The organism is Oculatella sp. FACHB-28, assembly GCF_014696015.1.
Classification (GTDB): domain Bacteria; phylum Cyanobacteriota; class Cyanobacteriia; order Elainellales; family Elainellaceae; genus JAAUTN01.
The window spans coordinates 103,948-119,155 of the sequence record NZ_JACJPJ010000094.1 but is presented as its reverse complement, the minus strand read 5'-3'; the positions used below and the strand labels follow the sequence as shown (position 1 = coordinate 119,155).

At 50.4% G+C, this 15,208-nt stretch carries 14 protein-coding genes; 5 read left to right on the top strand and 9 right to left on the bottom strand.

Annotated features, from left to right (window positions below):
* The first annotated feature begins 429 nt into the window (after positions 1 to 429).
* Complete coding sequence (locus H6F88_RS25605) at positions 430 to 1,611, top strand: aldo/keto reductase (RefSeq protein ID WP_190645639.1); 1,182 nt, start codon at positions 430 to 432, stop codon at positions 1,609 to 1,611.
* Positions 1,612 to 1,621: 10 nt separating this feature from the next.
* Here the strand turns inward: H6F88_RS25605 and rsmG are convergent, their stop codons facing one another.
* Positions 1,622 to 2,383: a 16S rRNA (guanine(527)-N(7))-methyltransferase RsmG gene (gene rsmG, locus H6F88_RS25600; protein ID WP_190645638.1), complete on the bottom strand. Its 762-nt coding sequence runs from the start codon at positions 2,381 to 2,383 to the stop codon at positions 1,622 to 1,624.
* A gap of 21 nt (positions 2,384 to 2,404) precedes the next feature.
* Complete coding sequence (locus H6F88_RS25595) at positions 2,405 to 3,073, bottom strand: energy-coupling factor ABC transporter ATP-binding protein (RefSeq protein ID WP_190645637.1); 669 nt, start codon at positions 3,071 to 3,073, stop codon at positions 2,405 to 2,407.
* A 268-nt stretch (positions 3,074 to 3,341) separates the two neighbouring features.
* Between H6F88_RS25595 and H6F88_RS25590 the strand changes: the two genes are divergently transcribed.
* Entirely contained in the window at positions 3,342 to 4,376 is a 1,035-nt protein-coding gene (locus tag H6F88_RS25590) for a Sll0314/Alr1548 family TPR repeat-containing protein (protein ID WP_190645636.1), read from the top strand.
* Between the two features lie 52 nt (positions 4,377 to 4,428).
* On the opposite strand, the gene H6F88_RS25585 is transcribed toward H6F88_RS25590, so the two are convergent.
* Entirely contained in the window at positions 4,429 to 4,995 is a 567-nt protein-coding gene (locus tag H6F88_RS25585) for a hypothetical protein (RefSeq protein WP_190645635.1), read from the bottom strand.
* 171 nt (positions 4,996 to 5,166) lie between these two features.
* A complete protein-coding gene (locus tag H6F88_RS25580; protein WP_190645634.1) occupies positions 5,167 to 5,697 on the bottom strand; it encodes an orange carotenoid protein N-terminal domain-containing protein in 531 nt (176 codons plus the stop codon).
* A 247-nt stretch (positions 5,698 to 5,944) separates the two neighbouring features.
* On the opposite strand from H6F88_RS25580, the gene H6F88_RS25575 reads away from it, so the two are divergent.
* Positions 5,945 to 6,277 (top strand): hypothetical protein, encoded by a 333-nt coding sequence (locus tag H6F88_RS25575; RefSeq protein WP_190645633.1) that lies wholly within the window; start codon positions 5,945 to 5,947, stop codon positions 6,275 to 6,277.
* Here the strand turns inward: H6F88_RS25575 and H6F88_RS25570 are convergent.
* The 5 genes from H6F88_RS25570 to pilM all read right to left on the bottom strand — a co-directional run bounded on the left by H6F88_RS25570 (position 6,255) and on the right by pilM (position 11,973).
* Positions 6,255 to 6,701 (bottom strand): PPC domain-containing protein, encoded by a 447-nt coding sequence (locus tag H6F88_RS25570; protein WP_190645632.1) that lies wholly within the window; start codon positions 6,699 to 6,701, stop codon positions 6,255 to 6,257. The two genes, H6F88_RS25575 and H6F88_RS25570, sit on opposite strands and share 23 nt — an antisense overlap.
* 213 nt (positions 6,702 to 6,914) lie before the next feature.
* Complete coding sequence (locus H6F88_RS25565; protein WP_347277741.1) at positions 6,915 to 9,047, bottom strand: AMIN domain-containing protein; 2,133 nt, start codon at positions 9,045 to 9,047, stop codon at positions 6,915 to 6,917.
* Positions 9,048 to 9,183: 136 nt separating this feature from the next.
* Positions 9,184 to 9,990: a pilus assembly protein PilO gene (locus H6F88_RS25560; protein WP_190645631.1), complete on the bottom strand. Its 807-nt coding sequence runs from the start codon at positions 9,988 to 9,990 to the stop codon at positions 9,184 to 9,186.
* A complete protein-coding gene (locus H6F88_RS25555; protein ID WP_190645630.1) occupies positions 9,987 to 10,859 on the bottom strand; it encodes a PilN domain-containing protein in 873 nt (290 codons plus the stop codon). Before H6F88_RS25555 ends, H6F88_RS25560 begins: the two co-directional genes overlap by 4 nt.
* 1 nt (position 10,860) lies before the next feature.
* The gene (gene pilM, locus H6F88_RS25550; protein ID WP_190645629.1) at positions 10,861 to 11,973 is read right to left on the bottom strand and encodes a type IV pilus assembly protein PilM; all 1,113 of its coding nucleotides are present in this window, start codon (positions 11,971 to 11,973) and stop codon (positions 10,861 to 10,863) included.
* Between the two features lie 544 nt (positions 11,974 to 12,517).
* Between pilM and purT the strand changes: the two genes are divergently transcribed.
* Positions 12,518 to 13,741: a formate-dependent phosphoribosylglycinamide formyltransferase gene (purT, locus tag H6F88_RS25545; RefSeq protein ID WP_190645628.1), complete on the top strand. Its 1,224-nt coding sequence runs from the start codon at positions 12,518 to 12,520 to the stop codon at positions 13,739 to 13,741.
* A gap of 65 nt (positions 13,742 to 13,806) precedes the next feature.
* Entirely contained in the window at positions 13,807 to 15,129 is a 1,323-nt protein-coding gene (locus tag H6F88_RS25540) for an alkaline phosphatase PhoX (protein WP_190645627.1), read from the top strand.
* Positions 15,130 to 15,208 lie beyond the last annotated feature (79 nt).

The window sequence follows — 15,208 nt, the reverse complement described above, 5'->3', positions numbered from 1 at the left end:
TGCTCAGCGACTCCGCACAGCTCCTTTGTAGTTCTGCACAGCTGCTTTGTAGTTTCGCACAGCTCCTCAACAGTTCTGCACAGCTCCTCAATAGTTCTGCATAGCTCCTCAATAGTTCTGCACAGCTCCTCAATAGTTCTGCATAGCTCCTTTGTAGTTCCGCATAGCTCCTCAACAGTTTTGCCTAGCTCCTTTGTAGTTCCGCATAGCTTCTCAACAGTTCCGCATAGCTGTTGAATGATTCTGCATGGCTCCTTTGGGGTTCTGCATAGCTTCTAAATGATGGAGCTTGTGGGCGTAGTGCACTGGAATTGTGGACGATGCTTTACGGCTAGCGCCTAACGCATCCTACGGGAGCTACTCAAATGTTAAGTTCAGGGATGTTAAGTTCTAAGTATTGCCGTTCTCTACTCCCTGACGCTTTACCTCATGCAGTATCGACGCTTTGGCCGGACAGAGTTACAGATGCCCGTGTTTTCTTGCGGTGGAATGCGTTATCAGCATTCCTGGAAAGACGTGCCGGGATGGAGCATTCCAAACGATCGCCAGAAAAACCTGGAAGCCACAATTCGGCGATCGCTAGAAGTGGGCATCAATCACATTGAAACCGCTAGAGGCTATGGCAGTTCAGAGCTACAGCTAGGGCGAATTTTGCCAAAGCTGCCGCGAGAACAGCTAGTTGTGCAAACCAAAGTGAGTCCATGCGAAGACCCTAAAGAGTTTCGCCGCACCTTTGACCAGTCCCTCTCTAACCTGCGGCTCGACCACGTTGACCTGTTAGGGTTGCACGGTATCAATACCCCTGAACTGCTACACCAAAGCATTCGTCCTGGTGGCTGTTTAGATGTAGCGCGACAGCTTCAGCAGCAGGGCAAAGTGCGGTTCATTGGTTTCTCGACTCACGCGCCAACCGACATCATTCTGCGAACGGTTGAGACTAACCAGTTCGACTACATTAACCTGCACTGGTACTACATCAATCAAATCAACTGGGCAGCGATCGAAGCGGCGACTGAGCGAGATATGGGCGTTTTCATCATCAGCCCTTCTGACAAAGGCGGAATGCTCTATCAACCGTCCCCGAAGCTAGTAGAACTGTGTGCCCCGCTCAGCCCAATGGTATTTAACGATTTGTTTTGCCTCAGCCATGCTCAAGTTCACACGCTTAGCATTGGGGCGGCGCGACCTCAAGATTTTGATGAGCATTTGAAGGCACTGCCACTGCTCGACCAGACCGATACTGTTTTGCCGCTAATTTTAAAACGGTTGGAGAATGAGGCGATCGCCCGCTTAGGCGAAACCTGGTACAAAACCTGGCACATTGGGCTACCCAAACCAGAGGAAACACCAGGAGGCATGAATATTCGGTCGATTTTGTGGCTGAGGAATTTGGCGATCGCCTACGACCTGGTTGATTTCGCTCAAACTCGCTACAACATGCTGGGCAATGCGAGTCACTGGTTTCCCGGCAACAAAGCCGATCGAGTGAAAAGTCTAGACTTGCGCCAATGTTTATCTCAGAGTCCCCACGCCGACAAAATTCCAGCCCTTTTAGAAGAAACTCACCAGCTTCTAGGCGGCAAGACGGTTCAGCGGCTTTCTCAGCAATAAGTATGTAGGGCTAAGTCGGTGAAGAAACTGTTTTCCTGGGCAAATTGACTTGACTAGAGCTAACTTTCTGCACAGCGATGCAGTGACGGATACCTTGAGTTAGCGGCGTGGTAAATTCTTCGACTGTGTCAAGTTTGCCGTTAAATCGCTCAGCCGTTTGAGCCAATTCCGTTGCTTCCGCATCTGTCCACTGTCCTCGGTAGAGAACCACTGAGCCGCCCGGTTTCAGTAGCGGTAGGGCATATTCAGCGCAGGCTGAGGCAGAACCAACGGCTCTAATTAGCGCTAAATCGTACTGTTCTCGGTGTTGGCGATCGCCCCTCATCTGTTCTGCTCGCCCCACTAGCGTTTTCACATTCTCAACAGACAGTTCAGGGATGAGAGAGTCGAGGAAAGCGATTTTTTTGCGGGTTGAATCGAGTAGGGTGACGGTTGCGTGAGGTAGGGCGATCGCCACGGGCAGCCCAGGAAAACCTGCTCCAGTACCAATGTCAAGGATTTGCAAGGACGAGGAAGTTAACTCATTCACTGGAGTTTTGTTGTCCTTCAACCGAAAAGCAATGCCTCGGAGAGAATCCCACAGGTGCTTTTCCCAAAATTCCTGCGGCTCTGTGATGCGCGTTAGGTTGAGTTTTTGGTTGCCTTCTAGAATCAGCTCATAGAGACGCTGAAATTTTGTCTGCTGCTGTTTGTCAGGCTGCCAGCCTACTGTCTCCTGCCACAGTTCAGCCATGACAGGCAAAAAAATTTTGCCTTTCCCTTCGTCTTGCATTCCTCACCCCTCTTTTTTTCCCTATCTCACGGGCTGTGGTCTACCAATTGCCAGCTTAGCGGGATCTGCTGGAGCAAGCTCACCGTGATTGAGCGTCCAGCACTGATCGGCGATCGCCAGTAAATCTCCAGCGTCGTGGGTGACAATTAGCAAACTCCAGTCTTGCTTGAGCTTTGCCAGTAAACTCACTAACTGTTGGCGCATCGACCAATCCAACCCTGCTGTGGGTTCATCTAGCAGCAGCAAATAGGGCTGACGAATCAACTGGACTGCCAGAGCTAAGCGCCGTTGCTGCCCACCGCTGAGCGAGTGAGGCGAGGTTTTTAGCGGTATGTGAGCCAGCCCAACCTGCTGAAGGGCTTGCTCGATGCGTTCTTTGCCCAGTTCAGGATGGCCCAGCCGCAGTTCATCTAGAATCGTGCTGCCGCAGAAGTGGCGCTCTGGAAACTGAAAAACCAATCCACCTAGTTGCTGAAGGTGTTCGGGTGTGAGTTCTTGACTGCGCCAGTGAATTGCGCCGGATGTTTTTTGCGCTAAACCTGCCAAAATTTCGAGTAGCGTACTTTTGCCAGAGCCGCTCGGACCGATTACCAATCCCATCTGTTTAGGCGCTAATTCTAAATTGATCGATTTCAGAATTGCGGTTGGAGTTGCAGCGGGATGATAAACCAGATTTCTAAGATAGAGCATTAGCAGTCAGGCAAGCAGCGATGTGATTTCTATACTAGTCTAGGAATTTGCAAACTTGATACAAATAGGAACCCCTTCAGGGCGATCGCGTCATAGTCGATGTCCTCAAAATTCTCTTAACCTCTGAGGTATACGCTTTTGAATGTGGATAATTGGTGCGATCCATATCCACCCAGATGCGTGAAATCCATCTGTGTACTGACGCTATACGGCGTGTTGAAACTATCTTGATTTAACTCCTTCACTACAACTTTATTGAGGCTGAATTATGACCGGAACGCCTACAACGTCTCTACCGCTACAAAAGCTCCAATCTAGAGGCATAAAAGGGCTAAAGTCTGTTTCCATTGATTTATCGCACGGACACAATAAAAAGCAACCCGTTTTAGTAGCTGCTAGACAGGCTGTGGCTACGATCGCTGGAGCAATGGCGATCGCTACCCTATGGGTCACTCCATCGCTGGCAGGCGATCCGTTTAGAGAAAGCAATCCTCGGGCGATCGATGACCAGACCGAAGCAGCTTTCAATGCGCTATTTGAGCAAGGAAACTATCGCTCGGCTGAGCAGTTGCTCCAGTCTGCCCAAACCGATGAACCGCTTGCCTATGCTATGAAAGCTTCTCTGGCTTTTATGAATGAAGATCTAGATGCCATGTCAGAGAATGCAACCCTGACCCGCGAGGCGGCTGAGCGGCTGATTGCAACAGATCCCCTAAGGGGCAACATCTATATCGCTGCTGGTCATTTTCTCGAAGGTGCCCATACGATAACCGTTCAAGGGGTCGTTAGAGGAACGCCTACTGCCCTGAGCAAACTTCAACTAGTGTTTGATAGCCTCAAGGCAGCCGAAGAAATTGACCCTACTGATCCAGAGCTAAATCTGTTGAAGGGATACATGGATTTGATGTTGGCAGTAAATCTGCCTTTTTCCGATCCAGATCAGGCGATTGAACGCCTAGAGAACTATGCGGCTCCTGAATACTTAGCGCAACGGGGGATTGCGATCGCCTACCGCGACCTTGACCAGCAAGACGAAGCTATGGCAGCTGTTGAGCAAGCCTTGCAAGCAACGCCCGATAACCCCGACCTGCTCTATCTCAAAGCCCAAATTTTGGTGCAGCAGGAAAGAGACCAGGAAAGTCTAACCTTCTTTCAGCGGGCACTAGAACGGCAAACTCAACTGCTCCCCACCCTGGCCGGTCAAATTGCCTGGGAAGCCTGCCGTGCTGACACCCGCGCGACTGGCAGAGACCAAAACTGCTCAGCGGCAAGAGATAGAGCTGAGGAGGCAAGTCAGGGATAAAAACTTTGTAGGGGCTTGGCAATGCCAAGCCCCCATAGAATTCTGCTACGCTCTACTGTCCCCCCGGCAGGATAGGAGTGACTCGAATATTTGGGTTAATAGGAGTTTGGCTTGGGGTTAGAGGAATGAAGGTGGGGGACAGCTCACGGGGGCGATCGCCTGCTGCAATGCAGGTATTGAGAATTTCATCCGTTGGAAACCCAACCTCAGTCCGCAACCCCACAACACATTCTGAAAAGCGTTCTGGTAATAGGCTGCGACGACAATAGTCCAACACATTCAAGGCTTCTGTTGCATCAACATCAAAAGCGACGTCAACCACGCAAGTTGACAATTCATCTGGACGACGTACCCGCCGACAGCCCGATAGTGCGTCCGTTGCCTCAACTGCAGTCCCCGCATCAATGGCAATCACACATTCAGATAGCTCTTCAGGATTAAGAGCTGCCGCACAGGCAGCGGCGGCTTCTTCCTCAGAAATACCTGCACTCAGCAACTCATTTGCACAAGTTTGGTAATCATTACCGACAGCGGCGGCTGGAGCAGTGGACACAGTAGCCAATAACCCAGTCGCAACGAGTGGAATGGCTGCAATTCGGATCAAAAAACTGTGGTGCATGAGCAAATTTAAGGGAATTAGCTTACTAGACTGGCTTTAAGTAAAGTCTGGGCCGATTCTCTCACAGTTTCCTGAACCTGACCTCCCCCAGGTAGTCCTTCTACTGCAATTTTGCCAAACACACCCAACAACTACAGCTATTACATCGTGCGACCCTGCTACGTGACTTGCTTATAGGCTAGCGGTTTTGCCAGTTTCTGCTTGACTAGGAATTGCCTTTACGTCGCTGTAGCCCATACTGCCTGCCACCTCGCGCAGCATCGAAATTTGCTCCTGAAAATCTAGATTTTCAATCTGGCTGAGGAGCTGGCTGATAGCTTGCGGAATTTGGTAATCATCAGGCATTCCAATAATTGTGGTGCCCATTGCCTGCGCCCAAGCAAACCAAACCATAAGCTGGTTATTTTCTTTCAACGCACCGTAGGCACGAGATAGGTCAGTATCTTCCTGATTGACGATTGCCCGCATTACGCCAAGCTGCTCGTCCTTTGACATCTCATACACATCGCCCAATAGTTGAGGCGCAAGTTCAGGTTCGGTTGCTGCTGGAGCCGCTGGAGTTACAGAATCTCCCATCTTTGTGTAGACATAGTAGAGAAATGCCAGCTTTTCATCAGTGCCGAGCTTTGAAAATGCATCTACCGTCTTCTGGGTTTCTTCAGGCAGATAGTCAGATGTAACAGCATTTGGGTTAGGGGACATAGATCCTCTCCAGGAAAACTTAACTTCCCCTAGAAGTATCAGACTTGACCAAATCAAGTCGCCCCTCAAGAGGGAGAGTTTCATCTAACCTGAAATAAGCCCCCTACTCTTTCTGTAGACAGAGATAGGTCGCGAGTGCTTGTTTGGGTAAGCTGCTTGATGAGGCTGCCATAAAGTTGATGAATCGGATTGGAACCTCTTTCAGGTCAAAGCGTCAAAGCAATGTTGAAGGATAGGAATAGTAACAATGACCAAGCCCAGGGGCGATCGCTCTAGATCCCACTCCACCCACTCAATCCAATATTTTGCTCTAACAATGGGCGATCGACGACTGTCGAGTAAGGCTCTAGATCTGTGGTTACTAGCAGTCTGTTCCTGTCTATTGACGCTGCTATGCCACTCACTTACTCATCCATCATCTTTGTCTAGTAGTGCGAGTAGCACTACATCAACACCTGCTTCAACCACCACTACAAACAACTTACCCATTCAGTCAGGAGGGCAAAGGGCACCGCAGTTGTACGTTCCAGCTAAAAGCAGCGCCCCAGACCAAGAACTTAAATCGGACGCAGACGAGTAACTTTCAGGTTAAAAGAACCCAACCCTTGACCTGCGTAAGGTCTAACCCGAACAATATAGCTACCTGGTACAGTAATCCGAGCAAATAAGAGAGAGTTGGTTGTGCCATCGGGTCCGTCATCGTTCTCACCAAATGTTGCACCGTCCGGTCCAATCAAGGTAATGATGGTATCAAACTCATCAGAAGTTAGATCGATTGCCACTTGATCGCCTGCTTCAAACGTAACCAGATAATCCCGTGCAAACCCACCAAACCCTGTTGGAATATCTGAATCTGTAAGCGTATCCGTAATTTCGTTGCTACTATCCAATGGAACTGGAGTGTACATTGACTGGGCACTAGCTGAAAGCGCACTCACACCAACGGTCAGCAGTGCTGCCGGAGTCACTAAAGCAAGGCCAAACTTGGAGAATAATTTGCTCATGAAACTAGGAAATCTCAGCAGCGAAAATAGATCTCGTCAATTATGCATCATTTTCCTCTGTAAGTCCTGTTAAATGCAGATTAAAACCTGCATTGGTTATCTTCTACGGCATAAGCAAAAGGAGCTGCCGAACGCGCTGTGCTCGGCAGCTCCTTTTACCATTTCAGAGGCACAATGAGCAACTGAAATGGCGAGACTAACTCATGCTAATTCCTAATCTTCTTGGGTAGGACGAGTACGGTCCTCCAAGAATTGCTGCGTCTCCCGCTGCGGCGTATAGCTATAGCCAAACGTAGAACCATCTGAGTCATCTAAAATCTGCGGGGTCAGAATCACAATCACTTCCTGACGAGAGTTTTCCCGCTCCGTACTTCTAAATAGGGCACCTAGCAAAGGAATATCACCCAAGATAGGAACCTTACTCACGATAGTCCGATCTTCATCTTGAATGATGCCGGAAAGAATGAGTGTCTGACCATCTCGTACTCGCACCTGTCCAGAAGTTAGCCTTCTTTCCGCTAGGAGAGTGATTTCAACAGAGTTGTCTAGTAGTTCAACCTCTTCTACCGCAGTAGGAGCAGAGATCGAAGGAGCTACCGACAATGAAATAAAGCCATTGTCATCAATGCGATCGACCTGAACTTGCAAGATCAAACCTGCAGGAGTTCGCTCAACCGTAACGGTTTGAGTTCTATCATCACCGGTTCCACTGGTTTCAATCTCAAAGTTAGTAATGACTTCTTCAGTCAACTGCAACTCAGCCGTTTGCCCTTCTTGAACAACCAGGGTTGGATCAGTAAGGATTTTAGCATTCTGGTTTTCCACCTCAAGATTAAGTGCTGCAACCAAGTTGCGATCACGCTGTGTACCAGGATCAAGAAACTCAACGCCAAGGCCATTGCGACCACCGACATTGAAGAAAGTATCGTTTACACCAAAAGAAAAGCTGGTGGAAGCTCGATCGATTGCTAGAAGGTCAACATCCACAACCCGAAGATTGATTGCAACTTGGCGACGACGAACATCGAGTTGAACTAGCTGGGCAGTTGCAATCTCAACTTGATTGGGTGCACCAACCAAAGTGACGGAATTGGTACGTTCGTCACCCACTACCTGCAAGCCTCGAAGTAAAGGAGTAGAATCCTCAAAATCTACGCGCTGAGTTTCAATTCTCTCTTCCGTAAACGTTTGGGCTGACTGCTCAGTGACCGTTGCACCTCCTTCAGCACCCGTCTCAACCGGAATGGCGCTCACGAAGGTAACCTGACGCTGACGGCTAACCGCAGTTTCAGCACCTAGACCAACCAAAAAGTTGAGGGCCGTTCCTACGGGAACCTGGTTTAACCGCAAGTTGCGAGTGACTAACTGACGGGCTTCGTTAGGTAGGCTCGGCCCAACGAAAATCGTGCGTCCTGTACGGTTTGCATCTAGCCCACTAATCCGTAGCACGTAGTTGAAAACATCCTGGACAGGCTCATTCTCAATGTCCAGAGAAATTCTGATGTCTGAGGCAGCTCCGTCGGGAGCAGCAGCAGCATCTTCCGTCTGGGATGAGTCTTGCCCGATGTAAGCAACGTTAAGGCCAGCGGCCCGGGCTAACAGAGACAGCACATCTCGCACGGGTGCATCGCGCAACACCAGACGAGGTACCAATTCTCCTGTTCCTAGGTCGATCGCTGGGGGTGAGGTGTCAACCAGAGAAACTGCAATGTCACCGACAGGTGGGGCAACTGCACGAGGTTGTAGAGGTGGGGTAAAGTTTTGCTGAGTGGGGGCTGGAATTGGAACCCCATCAATTTCAATCTGTGGGTCTGGCACTAGCACATCGTCTGGAGTCTGGGCAACGGGCTGGCGTTGTGCAACCGTTTGGGAGTCTGTGTTAGCAGCTTCTGAGGTGGCTGGGCTGGGCTGTTGTGCGATTGAGCCTTGTTCGGCAGGGCTGACACTCAGGACTACGCCTTCATTACCTTGAGAAATTTGACCAGACGGAGCTTCGGCATCGCCTGTAACGGTGACTCTGACGCTGTTTGCATCAAGTTGACTGACGACAACAGAGCTAATTCCTGGAGCAGGGCTATTTTGCAAGAAGCCGTTGCCGTCTTGCAGAGCGAGTTGGGTGTTTACGACATCGGCAACCAGTGTGTTGCCCTGGCTGACGGTAAAGATTTGAGGGCGATCGCCATCTCGCGTTTCCAAGATCACATCAACCCCTTGCCCACTAGGATTGAGCCTGACATTCGTCACCTGAGTTGCTTGAGCAAAAGCTGGTTGAGTTGCCAACAGCACCCAGGCTCCACTCGTCAAAATACTGCTGCCCAAAGCGCTACCAAGTCCAAGATGCTTCACAGTCCACTCCTCCTTCAGAAACCCTTTTAACGTTGAATTGAATTGATTATTGAGCCAGGTTAGGCTTGATGCGGTTTAACGCATCCACGAACATGCCCCTGATGGTGCAGATTTACACTTCTGCACAGATGTCTAACTAATTAGTGGCTCCCTCAACCGCTTCCCCTTCTGTCGTTCCTGCTGCGGGAGGGCTAGCAGCAGGAGCAGGGGTATTTTCTACCGGTACAAGCGCCTGTAGCTGGAAGGCAGTGGTAATGCGAGTGACGGGTTGACCATTTGGCAGTAGTCTGCCTTGAGCATCAATTAGAATACTTTGTGCAGCAAAATCTAGTTCAGAATTAAGATTTTTGACTACTAGCAAAGGCTGTAATCGTTCGATATTTCGCATGATTGACTGAGTTTGAGGAAAATCGCCCTCAAGCTCGACATCGTATACACGTCGTTCTATCCGGTTGTTAACCTCTGTACCCAGTGAACTGTCAGTGACTACGCCAGACAATTCTTCATTTAGCTCAAACCGGGTCAAGTTTGCCCTTCTATCTTCATCCTGAATTCCGGCATTGACTGCCTGGATGCGTTCATTCAAGTCAAGTAGCAGCGTGTCAATGCTCTCTTGATTGGCAAATAGAGCGACAACATCAGCTCTCACCTGTCTAGCTTCTGCCAATTCAGCCCTTGCTTCCTGAATTTGCTGCTGACTTTCCTCACGGTTAATCAACTGGCTTTCCTTAGCAGCAACATCCTGACGCAATTCCTGGTTTCGCTGCCAAGTTGGTTGCACCAGGTTGATCAGTAAGTAGGCTGACGCACCCAACCCCAAAAGAGCAATCAAGATCCCACTTACAGATGGGGTGAGTCTAATGCCAAATACTGTGGGGTAGTTGCCCCCAGCGTCATATTCTCTTCTGTCCCCTGAAGGGACGAAATCTCCACCGACGGTCATGGCTGAATGACTCCTCTCTCTCGAAGTGCTTGAATTCTAGCCGTCAAACCGACAGCCAGGGTTCGCTCCAGGTCCTGAAACAATTCTGATGCCGGAAGATCGGTTAACTGGCTAGAAATTGTATATTGAACCACCTGGGGCAGTTCTACCTCAATATTGTTGGACTGAATACCTTCCCCAAACTCAATTTGGGTTGGGTTGTCGATGAGTTCAGCGGTTAAGAGGCGAGTCTCTTCAGCTTCTAGGAAGGGCGATCGCTTTAACGTCAGGACAAAGTCATTCACATCGTCGAATGAACGAGCCAGCCCAGAGATTTGAACTACTGACGTGGTTGGTGGAGCTGGGGCAACTGGAGCAGCATTGGGATCGGCTGGAGCAGCATTGGGATCGGTTGGGGAAGCCGCTGGAGCAGGTTGAGCCGCAGGTGAGGGTTGACCAGCAGCTGCAGCTGTGGCGCTTTCTTCATCACTCAGTTGCTCAATTGAACCAATCCGAACGTTAGCCGGGACGCGATCGCGAATATCCTGCAACAGTGCTGACCAGGGCTTGATCTGATTAAAGACCGACCCTAAAGCCTGAACTTCAGTATTAATCGCTGTAATTTGCTGATTAATCGTATCCACTTCAGAGAGTTGAGCCTGCAAAGCAGCTAGCTCAGAATCTAGCTCAGCCTGCCGCTGAGCCAAAGCCGCATTACGACTCTGCAAGAAAACCCATAGCCCGACTACAGACCCTAGCAGCAGCGCTGCGACCCCTACCCCTAAAAAGATAGGTCGAGGACTGTCCTGGACAATACGAGGGTCGGGTCTGCCAGTTTCTGCCGGACGCTCAACCCGGTCATTCAGAAAATTGATATCTAGACTGTACATATCACCATGCCTCCCGCAAACCCAAACCCAAAACAACCCCTAGCCCCGGTCGTTGAACTGAAGGAATTTCCTGGTCTACCTCAAGCGAAAGTGCCGCAACCGGATCGACCTGACTGGCAGGCAAGCTTAACCGCTGAGAGAAGAATTCATCAAGCTGCCCGATCGCCCCACCGGGACCCGCTAACAAAAGCTGTGCTACTTCTAAGTTGTCGCCTTGGTTGAGGTAGAAATCGATCGAACGGCGAAGTTCATCCGCCAATTCACCTAAAACCCTCAGCATTGCCGCCGTTCCAGGATTGGTTCCACCCATTTTGGGCATCCCAACGCTGTCCATCGGCATTACTGGAACCGTCATTCCTTGGAGTAGCTCAGTGCTGCGCGAAGGAGGCAAATTCATCGCTCGACTGAGCGCACTTTGAATCTGAAACGTTCCAATGGGCACGGTTCGAGAGAACTGAGGAACTCCATCCACAACGATAGAAATTTCTGTGCTTTCAAACTCAATATCGACGATCGCCGCGGCTTCCTGTGGCGTAAACTGCCTGAGCTGCTCTCGAATCGTTCGGATTAAGGAGAAACTGCTGATTTCCAACGCATTGATTGTGATGCCTGCTTGTTGGAAGGTGCTGATATAGGAATCAGTTACCTCTTTGCGAGTGGCTACCAGCAACACCTGCACCTTTTCGATCCCGTCTTCATCCACAAAGAAGCCGAGTTTTTGGTAGTCTACATCTGCCTCTTCACGAGGGAATGGTAGATATAGTCCAGCTTCCTGGTTGAGAACCATTTCCCGCAGCTCACGATCATCTAGCTCTGCAGGTACTGGAATGATGCGGGTAACGGTGTCCCGTCCACCGGGGATAGCAGTCGCGGCGTTCTTAATTTTGATCTTGCTTTCTGCAACAACTGACTGAATGATTTCTGCCATCGTCGCAGAGTCTACGATCTGCCCTTCTTGAAAAACTCCCTCTGGAACTTCGGCAGATGCCAGAGTGACGAGCTGAAACGCCTGACCTTTTTTTCTCAGCCGCGCAATGTTGACTCGTTCGGGAGTCAACTCTATCCCGATCCCTTTAGTCTTTTTTGATAGTAAACCCTTGAAGCTGCTAAACACAGTTTTGTCCGCTCGTTCAGAAGTTAGAAGAAGTTAGGCAATCGAATTGAGTTTAGAAACAGTCAGTGCAGCGGGATTAGCGCTAGCGCATGGTACCTAATTTAAGTCAGAATTGCCAGTCTTAGTCAAAGGATACAAACCTTAAAAGATGCCACCCTGTTATCGGTCGGTAGAAGTTTCTCTGCTGTGAAACTTACTGATTTACCAGCGATATTACACACAATTTAGAGAAAAAAGTACAGTTGAACGAAATTTATCTGAAAAAAATTGAGAAAAACACTGAGAAAATCGATTCTCCTGGCAAAGACGAGCTTGATTTTGGTCAGAATGACTCAAATTCTGGTCAGAATAATTTGATTTTGGCTAGTGTCATTGGTTAATGATCCAGCCCAATGACCACCGCCTGATGATTTGACTGATCATTTGTATGGCTCGTGACTAAAATCTAGAACCGGACTCCAGAGTAAGGCATGATAATGAAGCGACCTGAGAATGTCCAGTATTACTCTGGTTTTCCATCGTTTTTCCATCATTTTTTACCGTCATGAATGCTCCAGCTTCTCTTTCAACTCATCAGGTTTGGGGGGCACCGCTAACTACCAATGCCCAACGGCTGCTGCTGCTCGGCTCAGGAGAGTTGGGCAAGGAGGTGGCAATCGAAGCAATGCGCCTGGGTTTAGAAGTAATTGCAGTTGACTCTTATGCGAATGCACCTGCAATGCAGGTTGCCCATCACGCTCACGTCGTGGATATGTTGGATGGGGCAAAGCTGCGTTGGCTGGTGACCAAAGAGCGTCCGAGCGTAATCGTGCCAGAGGTTGAGGCGATCGCTACCGGAACCCTAATCGAGCTAGAGCAAGAGGGCTGGCGTGTCATACCAACTGCCCAGGCAACGAACCTGACGATGAATCGAGAAGGCATCCGACGGCTGGCGGCTGAGGAGTTGGGGCTAAAGACATCGCCCTATCGGTTTGCGGAAACGGAGGCGGAGTATCAGGAGGCGATCGCGGCTATCGGTTTGCCCTGTATTGTCAAGCCTGTCATGAGTTCGTCAGGCAAGGGACAGAGCACTGTGCGCACCGAAGCTCAGATTTTGCCTGCTTGGAACTATGCTCACACGGGTGGTCGGGCTAAAAATGCCAGAGTCATTGTCGAAGGATTTGTTGATTTTCACACCGAGATCACGTTGCTAACGGTGCGATCGATTGAGGGCACTGCCTTCTGCCCACCCATTGGTCATGTGCAGGTAAGCGGTGATTATCGGGAGTCCTGGCAACCTTGCCCCCTGCCAGAAGCTACGTTGGCTCAATGTCACGACATTGGCCGCAAAATTACTGACGCTCTGGGCGGTTGGGGCATTTTTGGCGTGGAGCTATTCATTCAGGGTGAACCGGATGGAGAGCAAACCGTCTACTTTAGTGAGGTCAGTCCCCGCCCGCACGATACCGGCATGGTGACGATGATCAGCCAGAACATGTCAGAGTTTGAGCTGCACGTAAGGGCGATCGCGGGACTGCCCATCGGCTCCATCGACCTGATCAAACCCAGTGCTTCTGCCGTGATTTTGGCTCCCGAAGCGGGAGAAAGTCCTCAAACGACCGGAGCTGATCGTGCACTCCAGATTCCTGAGACAAAGCTACGACTATTCGGCAAACTCACCTGCTACAAAAACCGTCGCATGGGAGTAGCTCTTGCCACAGGTGAAACAATTGAGCAAGCGAGGGAACGCGCGACCGCTTGTGCAGCTGAGGTGAAAATTTTGGTTTGAATCCCAAAAAGCTGTTTTATGGCTGAGAGAGCTACAGTGTAAATCCGCTAGGCTCAGGAGAACGGATGGTTTCACGACGAAAATTTTTTGCCCTGGCAGGAGCTGGAGCCGCCGGAAGCATTTTGGCTGCTGCTCCGCTCAAGGCGCTGTATTCCAAGGAAATTCGGGGTCAGTCAGTTCGGAGTCAGGGTTACGGTTCTTTGGTGCGTGATCCTAACGGGTTGCTAGATTTGCCTCCCGGATTCCAATATCGGATTCTTTCGCAGACCGGAAATGTGATGAGCGATGGCCATCCAGTTCCAGGCAACCCGGATGGCATGGCGGCATTTGCTGGACGCGACAACACGATCATTCTGGTTCGCAACCATGAAATGAATCTGGGCGAATGGGATAAGCCAGCAGCGATCGCTCCTTCCCACAAAACCTATGACTCCACCGGACGCGGCGGCACTACTACACTGATTTTGAATCGCGATCGCCGCATCATTCGCGATTTTGTTTCCCTGGCAGGCACGCACCGCAACTGTGCTGGAGGTGCGACCCCTTGGGGATCATGGATTAGCTGTGAAGAAGACGTTTCCACGCCAGATATGGAAGCGGTTGACGCTGCTCATGGCTACAACTTTGAGGTTTTAGCTAGCGCCACTGAACCCGTCGATCCCGTTCCGCTAGTGGCAATGGGGCGGTTTAACCACGAGGCGATCGCTGTTGATCCTGCTACTGGGATTGTGTATCAAACCGAAGATCGTCCAGACGGTTTGTTCTATCGCTTCATTCCAGACCAGCCTGGTAATTTGCAGGCAGGTGGCGTGTTGCAGGCGATCGCCCTGCCCGACCTGTTAACGCTCGACACCAGCAACCGCACCCGAACAATTCCGGTGGGGCAACCAATGCAGGCAGAGTGGGTGACAATCGCTGACCCCAACCCCCCTACTGATACCGTGCGGCTAGAAGGGGCGAATTCTGGCGCAGCCCAATTCAGCCGGGGTGAAGGCATCTGGTATGGCAATGGCGAATTTTACTTTTGCTGCACCATCGGCGGCGCAACCGAGTTAGGGCAGGTCTGGCGCTACGTTCTGGGCAGTACTGCTGAGCAAGGCGGCACCCTGGAGCTATTTATTGAACCGACTGACGCAAATCACCTCAAAAACCCCGATAACATCACTCTGTCGCCATTTGGAGACTTGTTTGTTTGTGAAGATGGGAGCGATCGCCAATCCATCGTCGGAGTTACCCCAGACGGGGAGCTTTACCCATTTGCTGACAATGCGCTCAACCCCAGCGAACTTGCCGGAGTTTGCTTTGCCCCCGACGGTGAAACCCTCTTCGTCAATATCCAAAACCCCGGCATTACCTTTGCGATTTGGGGTCCGTGGATCGGCGCATAACGCCACCCCATTTCCCTCAAAAAAGCAAATTGAGAACAGGAGGTAGGAAATCGGAGACATAGAGCTGTATCCTATAACC